Below are 12,033 nucleotides of genomic sequence, written 5' to 3' on the forward strand. Positions count from 1 at the left end.
CGCTGACTTGCTGTATTGCGCGAACATCCCGATGTTACACGAATGCCCGGATGCGTCAATGGCTGTCCTGAACGCTCGACGTGGAGGGCCGCGAGCCCGCCGGCGTGCTCTCCAGAGCGCATCTTGGGAGCTGGGGGTTGCTCCAGGGCGCGACTCGATGGGAGCTCGATGTGAGAAGGTGTGGTGTTTCCTCGGGGGCCGGCCGCGTGGGTGGCCGGCGTCAGCGCCCGGTGATCCAGTAATGGAAGGCGTGGAATCCAGCGCCGCGGCGCAGGGTGATCGCGATCGGGGTCGGCGTCGAGAGGCGCGCGGCGGGGAGGAGCAGCGCCCGCTCCACCCACGGTCCGCGCGGCACGTCGACGGTGCCGATCTCCTCGCCCGCCACGGAGACGGCGAGCTCGGCGCCTTCGTCCGAGGCCACCCGGAGCACGAGGCGCGCCTCGGCGGGGGGCGCCGCGAGGCGGGCGACGAAGCGGTCGGCTGTCCGGTGCTGCCGGCCGCCGTCCGCGAGCTCGGGGCGCGTGAGGTCGAGCTCCCCCGGCGCGCTGCTCTCGGGCGCGGCGAGCGCGATCGCCATGTTGCGCTGGTCCGCGAGCGGCTCGAGCGCGTAGGCGTGCGCCGCCTCGGACTCGAGGTCCGAGACGTCGAGCTCGTCGAGGATCCGCTCGCCGGGCACGGATCGCACCGGCAGCGCCCCTGAGCCGAGGAGGTCCCAGCGCGCCTCGTAGGCGATCATCGTGGTGCCGCCGAGGATGGCCTGGTCCTCGACGGTGGCGTCGACAAGCTCGCGGCCCAGCACCGGCGCGCACGCCATCCAGTGCGGGTAGACGATGAAGTGGGTCGGCCGGCGCTCCGGGGGCAGCTTCTCGTAGTGCTCGAACCTGGAGCCGGCGCCGGCCACCCAGTAGCGCGCCTCGCCCTCGGTGGTCAGGCCCACGACGTCGAAGGTCCTGCGGCCGCTGAAGTAGGCGAGCGCGCCCGTGTCGTTGACGCCGATCCTGGCGTCCTCCGGCAGGTGCTGCGCGGCCCATCGGCCGAGCCAGACCTGCTGCCGATCGATGGCGCGGGCGGAGTTGGCGAGGTCGCCGATGGCCCACGGCAGCCGCGCGGCCAGGGCGCCGGCGAACGCGCCGGCGAGGAGGGGCGTCACGTAGTGGAGCGAGGGCCGGAGCCGCCGGGCGGCGTCGCCGAGCTCGCGCGTGAGGCAGGCGGCCATGACGATCCACGCCGGCGCGAAGGGCCAGACGTACCGCACGCGGTTCCAGAGGAAGCTGAGGTACGTGCAGGGCAGCAGCGCCCCGAGCGCGAGGGCGCCCACGATCGCGGCGTGCGCGGGGCGGCCCCTCCGGTGCGCTGCCACGGCGAGCGCGACGGCGCCGAGGGCGATGACGGCGGCGGAGCCCTCGGGGAGGAAGACGGCCGTCCACTGGCCTCCGTCGATCACGTCGGTCACGAGCAGCCGGACGTTGTCGAGGAGCGCGGCCCCGAGCGTCGGCCCGTCGTAGTTGGGGTTGCCGATCAGCCACTTGACGGAGGTCGTCGAGGAGGTCGGGTGGCCCGCGAGCAACAGGTTCAAGGCCGGGACGACGAGCGGACCGAGGAGCGGCGCGAGGGCGAGCAGGCGCCCGGCGGAGCGCGCGGAGTGCCAGAGAGCGCCGCCGCGGGAGGGCGACGGAGCGGGGAGAGGCGGCGCCGGGAGCGGTGCTGGAGGCGCGGGGCGTGACGCCGAGAAGGCGAGCGCGACCGCGGCGAGCAGGGAGGCGAGGGCGCCCTCCGGGCGAAGCAGGGGCGCGATGAAGCCGCAGAGCGCGAGGGAGCGGGCGATCGCGGCGGTGGGCGGCTGCGCGGGCGCGCTGAGCGGCTGCGCCGGGGCGGCGCTGTCCGTGGCGGGATCCGGCGGAGCTGGCTCGCAGAGCGCCGCCGCAAGGCGCGCGGTGCGGGTGAGGATCCAGGCGAAGGCGACCGTCTCCATCCCGCTCCAGGCGAACCACGCGAACGCGGCGAACCCGGCGCACATCGCGCCCGCGCCAGCGGCGGCCGCGGGGCCGGCGAGGGGGCGCGCGAGGCGCGCGGTCTCGACGGCGAGCGCGGCGTGGAACACGAGCCCGAGCGCCCAGACCGCATAGACGAGCGAGAGATCGCGCAGGCCGAGCGCGTGGAAGGGGGCGAGCAGCACGGGCCAGAGCAGGCTGGTGGCGCCGCTCGAGTAGCCGTCGCCCGCGACGAAGCTGAAGAAGCCGCCCTCGGCGAGCCGCCGGGCGTATTGCATGTGGATGAACGCGTCGTCGAGCGGCAGGGCCGGGCCCCCGGCCTGCGCAAGGATCGCCCGGACGCAGAGCGCGCCGAGTGTGCCGCTCGCGGCGAGGGCGGGCGCATAGGGGAGGGCGCGCGCGGCGAGGGCGCGCAGCCGGGAGGGGGCCGGAGGAGCCGCCATGGGGCCCGACGCATACCACCGTGCCGCCCGGGGACAGCGATTTCCCGCGCCCGGTGGCCGGCGGATTTCCCGCGCGGGGGCGGCCGGCATTTGGTAGAGCGCCGGGGCTCCATGGTCTTCCAGCCGCGCCCGAACCACCCCTACGCCGACGCGCCTCGCTTCCCTGACGGCGACGACGTCTCCATCGACGCCTTGATCCCGGGCGCCGGCCCCGTCGAGATCGAGATCGGCCCTGGCCGCGGCGGCTTCCTGTTCGAGCGCGCGGCGGCGAGCCCCGAGGCGCGGCTGCTCGGGCTGGAGATCCGCCTGAAGTGGGCGGCGATCGTCGATGGGCGCCTGAGGAAGGGCGGCCTCGGCGGACGCGTGCGGGCGCTCAACGCCGACGCGCGCGAGGCGCTCGCGCGGCTCCGGCCCGACGCGTCGATCGCGCGGTTCTTCCTGCACTTCCCGGATCCGTGGTGGAAGAAGCGCCACGCGAAGCGCCTCGTGATGGGCCCGGCGCTGCTCGACAGCCTCGCGCGCCTGCTCGTGGACGGCGGCGAGCTCTTCGTGCAGACCGACGTCGAGGAGCGCGGCGCGCTCTACGCCGAGCAGATCGGCGCGCACCCCGCGTTCGAGCCGGCGGGCGACGCGCCCGGCTCTCCGCACCTCGCCGAGAACCCCTACGGCGCGCGGAGCCCCCGCGAGCACCACGCGATCGCCGACGGGCTGCCGGTGAGCCGGCTGCTCTACCGGAGGCGGCCGCGGGCGGCGGGCGGAGCGCCGCTGGATCCTGGCCGCGACGATGGTTGAGCCCGCTGGGCGCGGTGGATGAGGCGCGCGAGGCGGAAGGCGACAACGCTGCACGTCATGCCCTCGAACATCGAGTGCATCGCGGTCGCCGTCGCGATCCTCGCCCGGACATTCATCATGGCGCGCCTGCGGCGGGGCGATCTGTAGTCGGGTGATCAGGAGCTCCTGCGAAGCGCGCTGCGCTGGCCATTGCCGGTCGCGGGAGGGGGCCGAGCCTGCGCGGCGAGCAGAGCCCATCGTCGCATGTGCGCCGCCGACCCTCGTCGTGGGCCGACACCGCCGTGGTGACGCAACAGTGGGAGTTGCGCGCCTCGTTGTCGAGGACGCGGCCGGTCGGCCGTTATCGAGGCTCAGGTGTGTCCTGCTGAATACGGGCGATCTTTCATGGGGATGCGAGCGGCGAGCGAACGTGTCGTCCTGGGCTCTCCGTGGCTCCCCGAACAGAGGCTGACGCTATCGGGACTCGAGATGAAAGAAAGCTGAGCCGCGCGCGTCGTCTGCAGCGACAGAGGTCCGTGGGAGTCGTCGAAGCTGCCCAGAGCAAGCCTCGATGTTGGCACGACTCCACTTACCTCTTACACCTGGAGGACGGCATGCATCGTGCGCGCGTGAACATGTGGATCCTGGGTTGGCTGGCGGGCGTGGGCGTCTGTTTGGTACCGATGGTCGGATGTAGTAGCAACGAGAGCACTCAGGAGGAGACGAGCGCCACGTCAGGCTCCACCACCACGAGCACGGCTAGCGCTACCGGCGGAGACGCGGGGAGTGGTGGAGACGCGCAGGGGGGCACGGGCGGGCGCGGGGGCGCTGGAGGGCAAGGCGGGAGCGGTGACGGCGGCGCGGGTGGCACCGGCGGCGCGGGCGGGCTCGGGGGTGCCGGCGGACAAGGCGGGAGCAGTGACGGCGGCGCGGGTGGCACCGGCGGCGCGGGCGGGCTCGGGGGTGCCGGCGGACAAGGCGGGAGCAGTGACGGCGGCGCGGGGGGGCAGGGTGGAGCCAGCGAACCTCCGTGTCCCCCGACCCAGACGTTCTGTGATCCCGCGTGCGTCGATACGCAGACGGACAGCATGAACTGTGGGGCTTGCGGCACCACGTGCAAGGCGGGCTCGACCTGCCATGCCGGCGCCTGCACATGCCCGCTGGCGGGGCAGACCTACTGCGATCCGCTCTGCGTCAACACGAACCTCGATCAGTTCAACTGCGGCGCGTGCGGCAACACATGCGGCGGCGGCTCGTTCTGCACCGCCGGCGAGTGCACGTGCAATGCGGGGCTGGCGTACTGCGGTAGCCGATGTGTGAATCTCAGCAACGATGAGAGCAACTGCGGAGGATGCGGTAGGGTTTGCAACGAGGGACAGAACTGCACCACGGGTATCTGCCGTTAGGGGAGTGGAGGACACGGAAGAGCGGGCTGCTCCGGCGCACGCTCACCACTCGGAGGTGTGATGAGCCTCGATGAGCCGCGTACCGTTGGCTGCGCCGTCCGCGACCTCCCCGCGGCCTGGAAGATCGTATAGCCGTTCCAGCTCCGGTCCGGGTCATAGAAGGTGACCCCGGCATAGGCGTTAACCAAGCTTCCCGCTGCGTTCTCCTACATCCGAACGTTTACGTGGTCGTGGTCGTCAACGGCAGGCCGTGAACGATCACGTAAACGTTCACGCCGGGCGTCGCCGCGCAACGCTGCTGCGCAGCGAGCAGCCGACCAGCACCGGCGCTGGCCTGGGCGCACCGGGGACGTCGAGAGCGTCCTCCGGCCGCCGAGATCCGTGCGGAGGCGTGCGCCTCTCCAGGAAGGCGCGCGTCGCTCGCGGCGGCGGTGGCGTGGAGCGCGGGCGCTCCGTCCGCGAGGCGCGAGGCGCGAGGACGAGCCGCGTCCTCCGGTGGGCTCGGGGGACCGGCCGGGCCATACTCCCCCTCGAGAAGCAGGCGACATGGATTTCGACGTCGACTTTGCCATCGTGGGTTCCGGCTTCGGCGGCAGCGTCTCCGCGCTGCGCCTCACCGAGAAGGGCTACAGCGTCACCGTGCTCGAGTGCGGCAAGCGCTGGCGCAAGGAGGATTTCCCGAAGACCAACTGGAATGTACGGAAGTTCCTCTGGGCGCCCAGGCTGCTCTGTCACGGCATCCAGCGGCTGACGCTGCTCAGGGACACGCTCATCCTCTCGGGCGCGGGCGTGGGCGGCGGCTCGCTGGTCTACGCCAACACGTTGCTGGTGCCCCCGCCCGAGGCCTTCACCAGCCCCGGCTGGCCGGCCGGCACGAGCTGGCGCGACGAGCTGATGCCCTTCTACGAGCTCGCAAAGCGGATGCTCGGCGTGACCGCGAACCCGAAGCTCTGGCCGGCCGACCGGCAGCTCCGGCAGATCGCCGACGAGATGGGCCGGGGGGACACGTTCCACGTCGCCAGCGTGGGCGTCCTCTTCGCGAAGGAGGGCGAGCAGGAAGGGCAGCGCGTGCCGGACCCGTTCTTCGGCGGCGAGGGCCCTGAGCGCGCCACGTGCGTCCACTGCGGCGGCTGCATGGTGGGCTGCCGCTTCGGCGCCAAGAACACGCTCGACCTCAATTACCTTTATCTGGCCGAGAAGAAGGGCTGTACCATCCAGCCCGAGACGATGGTCACCGCCATCGACGCGCTCCCGGGCGGCGGCTACGAGCTCATCCTGGAGCGCTCCACCGCGCTGCTCAGGAAGCGCCGCCGCAGGCTCCGGGCGCGCGCGGTCGTGCTCAGCGCCGGCGTGCTGGGCACGGTGAAGCTCCTGCTGAAGGCGAGGGCCGAGGGCCGGTTACCCCATCTCTCCCAGCAGCTCGGTCATTACGTGCGCACCAACAGCGAGGTCATCCTCGGGGTGACGGCCAGCGACGATCGGATCGACTACTCCCGTGGCATCGCGATCACGAGCGGTATCTACCCCGACGCGCGCACGCACATCGAGCCGGTGCGATACCCGGCCGGCTCCGACGTGATGGGCGCGCTGGGCACGGTGCTCACCGACGACGCGCCGGGCCTGCCGCGCTGGCTGCGCTGGCTGGGGCGACGGCTGCTCCACCCCATCGACCTGATCTCCGGGCTCCTGCCGTTCAAATTCGCCAGGCGCTCCACGATCCTCCTCGTGATGCAGACGCTGGACAATTACATGCAGCTCGTCTGGAAACGCGGCGGCATGACCACCCGCAGGCCGCCCGACCAGCCGAAGCCGCCGGCGTACATCCCCGTCGCCAACGAGGTCGGCAAGCGGCTCGCCGTGCTGATGGACGGCACCCCGCGCAACGCCATCAACGAAGCGGTGCTCAACGTGCCGACCACGGCGCATCTCCTCGGCGGCTGCGCCATCGCCGAGAGCCCCGAGCGCGGGGTGATCGACCATCGCAACCAGGTGTTCGGCCACGAGGGCCTCTATGTGGTCGACGGCTCGATGGTGCCCTCGAACCTGGGCGTGAACCCGTCGCTCACCATCACCGCGATGGCCGAACGGGCGATGAGCAAGCTGCCCGCGAAGCGCGACAACCCCGCCTTCTCCGGGGCCGCGCGCTGAAGGAGCGTCGTACGTCGCTCACGGCAGCTCCGCGAGCGGGCCCTTCCTGTACGCCGTTTCATTTCCGAAGTGCTCATCTTCGGAGCCGAACGCGCGCAGGATCGATGTGTAGACGTTGTGCATCGAGGCGTCGGTCTCGTACTCGGACTGGGTGGGATCCGCGCTCGCGCGCTTGTTGTAGTTGACGTGGCGGCCGCCCGGCCACCTGCCGCCTGCCTTGCCGGCGAGCAGGACGGGGATATCGCGCGGCGAGTGCCCGCCTCCGCACCCGAACTCGCTCGTGAAGAGCACGACGCTGTTGTCGAGCATGGTGCCGTCGCCCTCGGGGGTGCTCTTCAGCCCATCGAGCAGGCGTGCGAAGAGCTCCATGCGCCAGTTGCGGTTCGCGAGGATGGTCGCGCGCCAGTCCTCGAGCCTGTCGGGCTCTGCGCCGCTCGGGCCGACGTCGAGGCCGGCGTGGCCGAGGCTGTGGCCGAGGTCGGTGCTGTAGGGCTGGGGCAGCCAGCTCGTCAGGACGTCGGCGACCTGGAAGGTGGCCACGTGCGTGAGGCCGCACCGGAACGCATGCAGGAGGACGTCGACCAGCAGGGGAGCGGCCTCCTTGATCCCCCCTCCCGTGTAGGATCCGTATCCCTGGTACACGGGCGCCCCGCCGACGTCCGGCTTCGTGCAGGCCGCCAGGTTGGCGATGCCCTCGAGCTTCTTCTCCAGGCTCCGGATGTGCTCGGCGTGCGCGTCGAGCAGGTGCCTGTCGGCCGCGCTCACGCGCCCCTTCAGGGCCGAGAGGTGCTCGCTCACGCCGTCGAGCACGCTCTTCCGGTGGGCGCGGAGCCGGAGCTGTTCGGGCGTCGGACCCGCCCCGGTCTCCGTGACATCCTGGAAGAGCCGGTCGAAGGCGCTCGTCGGGTCCTTCTCGCTGGACACCTGCTCGCCCGCCGCGTTGTACAGCGGCTCTCCGTAGTTGTGTCCGTCGACCATGAGATCGATCGACGAGAACGGCGCCGGGCTCTCGCCGGCGAGCCGCTGCGCGATCACCTGATCGATCGATGGGCCGAGCGCCCTGGCATCGTCGCCTCCCGAGGTCGTATCGGCGCAGGTGAGCACGGTCGCGTTGGAGCAGCCGTGGTGACCGCCGTAGTCTCCCTGGAGCATCCCGGCGGCGTCGTCGACGCCGCGGAGCAGGGTGAGGTCGCCCTTGTGGGCCTCGAGCGGCGCCATCTCCTCGCCGAGAGCCTCGAGCGCCGACCCCTCGTCGCCGGGGGCCCAGAGGTCGAGCATGCTCCAGGCGCCCGGCTTCCAGGGATCCCCCTTCTCCCCGGAGGCGTGGCGGGACGTGATCGTGCCGCCGTGGCTGAAGAACACGATGAACCGCCTGGCCCTGCCATTCGCGGCCCAGACGTCCCCATGGGTCGCCTCGAGGAACGGCAGGGCGACGCACAGACCGGTCGCGGTGCGGAGGAAATTCCTTCGGCTGAAAGCGGCGCGGCGCATGGGTTCACTCCTCCTTCTGGCGCAGGTGCAAGAAGGCATTGCTGGTCGTGAGGGAGAGGATGAGATCACGCATGCTGCCGCCGCTCTCGGGCGTCGGCGTGGCCGCCTCGATCGACGCGAGATCCTGGTCGATCGGGACGCGCCGGAGCGCCGTCTGGAAGAAGCGCTTCGTGAGGCAAGCGCGCGCCGCGGGGCTCGCCGCGAGGGCCGCCGACATCCCGACGCCGCCGTCGACCTCCACGCCATCTTCGTCCGGAGCGAGCGCAGGGAGGCTGCCGCGCGCGTCGATGTCGAGTTTGTAGGGTGCCTGCGCGTCTCCGCCCGCCTCCTGCGACTGCCATCGTCCGAGCGCGTCGTAATGCTCGAACGCGAAGCCGATCGGGTTGATGATCCTGTGGCAGCTCGCGCAGGCGCCGCTCGACGTCTTGGCCTCGACGTCCTGGCGGATCGTCCTGTGCACCACCTCGCCGTTCTCCTCGACGGCTCCGCCCTTGACCGGCACGTCGCTCGCGTTGGGGGGCGGCGGGCCGAGGGGGTGGCAGAGCACCTGCTCCAGGATGTACGCGCCGCGGCGGATCGGCGATTTGACCTCGATGCTGCCGAACACGCTCAGGAAGCCCGCCCGCGTGAAGATCCCCGCGCGCTGATCGCGGGGGAGGGAGACCCACGAGAACGTGCGCTCGTCGGCGGGGCCCTCCACCCCGTAGAGCGCGGCGAGGGGCCCGTTCACATAGGCGTCCGTCGTCGTGAGCAACGACTCGAACCTGCCGTCCCCCTCGAAGAGCGCGCGCTCCGCGAGGGCCTCGAGCTCGGCGCGCATGGCAGCGCGCAGCGCGGGTGAATCCTCGGGATAGAACTCGGGGCTCTTCGGCGCGCTCTCGAGCGAGGCGTGCTTGTTCGTGCCGTCGAGCTCCAGCCAATCGGCGAAGAAGCGCCTCGCCGTGGCGCGGGCGCGGTCGTTCGAGAGGAGCCGCTCCGCCTGGGCGCGCACGCCCTCCGCCGTGTCGAGCGCGCCGGACTCCGCGGCGTCGAGCAGCGCGTCGTCCGGCGTCGTGTTCCAGAGGAAATACGACAGGCGCGACGCCCGCTCCAGCCCGTGAGCGTACGGACGCCGGAGGCGAGCGGCTCCCTCCCGTCCCCGTCGCGGCCGAGCTCGACGAAGTAATAGACGGCGGGCGACTGGATCATGGTCTCGAGCACGACGAGGAGGGCGTCCTCGAACGACTGCTCCTCCCGCGCCCGGGCGTACTGGCCCTTGAGCATCGCGACCTCGGCCTCGTCGAGCGTGCGCCGGAAGGCGCGGCGCCCGAACGTCCGCACGAAGCTGTCCACACACGCCTCGTCTTCCGGGCCGCTCGTGTCGCACGGGAACACCGGTGTCCCCCACGACGCGCGCCGCGCGACGATCGCCTCCGCCGCGGCGTTGAGCTTGTCGACGGCGAGCAGCGAGGCGACCTCTCCCGCGTCCGGGTCGAGGTCGAGCTCGAGCCCCGGATCGCCGAACAGGTCGCGCATCGAGCTCGTGAACTGCTCCGGTGTCATCCGGCGCATCCCCGCTGGAGCGACGTCGACCAGCCCGCTCGCGCTCGGCGACCCGCCGCGGTCGCCTCCGAGGTCGCCGACGCAGCCCGAGAGCAGGTGGGACGCCGCGAGGACAACCGCGCCGGCGACACCCGTCGCGCGCCGCCCTGGCGCGGTGACTCTATCGAGGACGTCGAGGGGTCTCACGCGGCTCGGCTTCGTTCGCTTCATGGCTTCAGTCCTCGCGCGGTCGCTGAACACAGCGGGCTGGATCGCAGGGGCGTCAACTCGATTCTCCTGGGAATTATCGAGCCGCGCTGTGCTGCGTGTTCGCTGTCCGTCGGGGATCGGCATCGAGCGATCGCCGAACCGGGGCTTCTATCCATCGTGGATAATCAACCAGCTCATCGGCGGGATCCAGCTCATAGGCCGCATGGAGCTCATGCACCCATTGCATATCCTACGTCATCGTCTCGAATGACGCGAAAGCGACATCGGGCGCGAGTCTGGATTACATCCTGCTACATCGGGGGCGGAAGATGCGACAACAGCAATGTCCGGTCGCATGACAAAGTGCATCGGCGTGTCATCTTGCCGCACTGAGGCGAGAAGGCCTCGCAATGTGTAAAATTACAATGGAGCTTCTATGGCCCATATCGTGGAGAATTCTGTGAAGGTTCGAGCTTGCGTGACCGGATTGCTCCTCGCCGCCGGTTGCACCGGCGAGCTTGGCGGAACGACGTATGCCGACGGCGGTCCGGCGCCGCTCCCTCCGCCCGTCGTGAACATTCCGCCGATTCACGTCGATTGCAGCCACGTCGGAAGCGGCAAGGATTACCAGGTCGGCCCTGGCAAGGCGTTCGAGGCGATCGGCGACGTCCCGCTTGAATCGCTCGTCGCCGGCGACACGGTGCGCATCTTCTGGCGTGCCGAGGGGTACCACGAGAAGATCATGCTCGGGGGCCAGGGGACGGCCGAGCAGCCGATCCGGCTCTGTGGCGTTCCCGGGCCGAACGGCGAGCTGCCGGTGATCGACGGTGAGGACGCGACCACCCGGCCCGAGCTCGATTTCCCCTTCGACGGCCACCAGGTGCGGGGGGTCGTGATCGTGGGTCACAAACACGACGACCCGTACGAGCTCGAGCCCACCCACATCACGATCGAGGGGCTCGAGATCAAGAACGCAGCGCCCCCCCACGGGTTCACCGACAAGTCGGGGTCCCGGGCGACCTACGCGGATTTCGCGGCCGGCGTCTTCGTGGAGCGCGGCGATCACGTGACCATCCGCGCCTGCGAGGTGCACGACAACGCCAATGGCCTCTTCGTCGGCACGGCCGGCGGGGATATCCTGACAACGAACGTGCTCATCGAGTCGAACTACATCCACGACAACGGCCTCGATGATTACAACGAGCACAACGTCTACAACGAGGCGTCGAACGTCATCTACCAGTTCAACCGCTTCGGCCCCACGCGCGGCGGCCACGGCAACAACATCAAGGAGCGCTCGGCCGGCGTGGTGATCCGGTACAACTGGATCGAGGACGGCGCCCACCTGATCGATCTCGTGGACGCGCAGGAGGCGACCGACTCGGTCGCGTTGCCGTCGTTCCACGAGACGTTCATTTACGGCAACGTCCTCCTGCGCAACGGCTACGGCCCGTCCATGATCCACTATGGCGGGGACAGCGGGGAGACCGAGTACTACAGGAAGGGCACGCTCCACTTCTTCGCCAACACCGTCTTCGTCAACAACGACGACTACGAGGACTACGATCGCTCTTCGATGTTCGAGGCCTCGACCAACGACGAGCGGATCGACGCCCGCAACAACGTGTTCGCCAGCAGCCTGCAGCCGACCGAGCTCCGCGCGGTGACCTTCCTCGGGGACCGCGACGGCGTGGCCGCCGGGGCACTCACCCTGTCCGGGAACTGGGTGACGAACGGGTGGCTGCCTTTCGATCCGGTCCGGGAGGTGGTGAAGGTGGTCGGGCGGGTGGACGGCCTGGACGACTCGCTCTTCGGCGTCGATCCGGCGTTCGCGTCGGAGGCAGACCACGACTTCATGCCGGCCGCGAGCGCGCCGCTCATCGGCGCCGGCGCCTCGCTCGACGGCCTCCCGCCGGTCGAGCACCAGTACACGCCGCACCAGCAGGCCAGGGCGCGCAACGACGGCGCGAGCTTCACGATCGGCGCGTTCGGGCGGTAGCCCGCGCCGCGCAGCCCCGCGCGGCGAGGCTCACCCCGCAGCCCGCGGGGTCG

The 12,033-nt window shown here is 70.8% G+C and carries 7 protein-coding genes and 1 pseudogene; 4 read left to right on the forward strand and 4 right to left on the reverse strand.

Features of this window, described 5'->3' with window-relative positions; translation table 11 throughout:
- Positions 1-220: 220 nt before the first annotated feature.
- On the reverse strand, positions 221-2,434 hold the full coding sequence (locus tag WMF19_RS04300; protein ID WP_437897911.1) for a hypothetical protein: 2,214 nt from the start codon (positions 2,432-2,434) through the stop codon (positions 221-223).
- Between the two features lie 111 nt (positions 2,435-2,545).
- Between WMF19_RS04300 and trmB the strand changes: the two genes are divergently transcribed.
- The 3 genes from trmB to WMF19_RS04315 all read left to right on the forward strand — a co-directional run bounded on the left by trmB (position 2,546) and on the right by WMF19_RS04315 (position 6,759).
- The gene (trmB, locus tag WMF19_RS04305; RefSeq protein WP_272097897.1) at positions 2,546-3,226 is read left to right on the forward strand and encodes a tRNA (guanine(46)-N(7))-methyltransferase TrmB; all 681 of its coding nucleotides are present in this window, start codon (positions 2,546-2,548) and stop codon (positions 3,224-3,226) included.
- Positions 3,227-3,819: 593 nt separating this feature from the next.
- Positions 3,820-4,611 carry an MXAN_6577-like cysteine-rich protein gene (locus tag WMF19_RS04310; RefSeq protein ID WP_437897912.1) on the forward strand — a complete coding sequence of 264 codons (792 nt, stop codon included), beginning with the start codon at positions 3,820-3,822 and terminating at the stop codon, positions 4,609-4,611.
- Between the two features lie 546 nt (positions 4,612-5,157).
- Entirely contained in the window at positions 5,158-6,759 is a 1,602-nt protein-coding gene (locus WMF19_RS04315) for a GMC oxidoreductase (protein ID WP_437897913.1), read from the forward strand.
- Between the two features lie 18 nt (positions 6,760-6,777).
- On the opposite strand, the gene WMF19_RS04320 is transcribed toward WMF19_RS04315, so the two are convergent.
- The 3 genes and pseudogenes from WMF19_RS04320 to WMF19_RS04330 form a co-directional block, all read right to left on the reverse strand.
- Positions 6,778-8,250, reverse strand: a complete 1,473-nt coding sequence (locus WMF19_RS04320) for a DUF1552 domain-containing protein (RefSeq protein WP_437897914.1) — start codon at positions 8,248-8,250, stop codon at positions 6,778-6,780.
- Between the two features lie 4 nt (positions 8,251-8,254).
- On the reverse strand, positions 8,255-9,343 hold the full coding sequence (locus WMF19_RS04325; RefSeq protein WP_437901593.1) for a DUF1592 domain-containing protein: 1,089 nt from the start codon (positions 9,341-9,343) through the stop codon (positions 8,255-8,257).
- Between the two features lie 119 nt (positions 9,344-9,462).
- Positions 9,463-10,125, reverse strand: a pseudogene (locus WMF19_RS04330) (DUF1595 domain-containing protein); the annotation flags it as partial.
- Between the two features lie 334 nt (positions 10,126-10,459).
- Between WMF19_RS04330 and WMF19_RS04335 the strand changes: the two are divergent.
- The gene (locus WMF19_RS04335) at positions 10,460-11,980 is read left to right on the forward strand and encodes a right-handed parallel beta-helix repeat-containing protein (protein ID WP_437897915.1); all 1,521 of its coding nucleotides are present in this window, start codon (positions 10,460-10,462) and stop codon (positions 11,978-11,980) included.
- Positions 11,981-12,033 lie beyond the last annotated feature (53 nt).

The organism is Sorangium sp. So ce124 (assembly GCF_051525235.1).
Lineage (GTDB): Bacteria > Myxococcota_A > Polyangia > Polyangiales > Polyangiaceae > Sorangium > Sorangium atrum.

What these genes read in the sequence shown, in the direction of transcription:
- WMF19_RS04315 (WP_437897913.1), top strand. Translation starts at nt 5,158, where the DNA reads ATGGATTTCGACGTCGACTTTGCCATCGTGGGTTCCGGCTTCGGCGGC.
- WMF19_RS04310 (WP_437897912.1), top strand. Translation starts at nt 3,820, where the DNA reads ATGCATCGTGCGCGCGTGAACATGTGGATCCTGGGTTGGCTGGCGGGC.
- WMF19_RS04320 (WP_437897914.1), bottom strand. Translation starts at nt 8,250, where the DNA reads ATGCGCCGCGCCGCTTTCAGCCGAAGGAATTTCCTCCGCACCGCGACC.
- trmB (WP_272097897.1), top strand. Translation starts at nt 2,546, where the DNA reads ATGGTCTTCCAGCCGCGCCCGAACCACCCCTACGCCGACGCGCCTCGC.
- WMF19_RS04300 (WP_437897911.1), bottom strand. Translation starts at nt 2,434, where the DNA reads ATGGCGGCTCCTCCGGCCCCCTCCCGGCTGCGCGCCCTCGCCGCGCGC.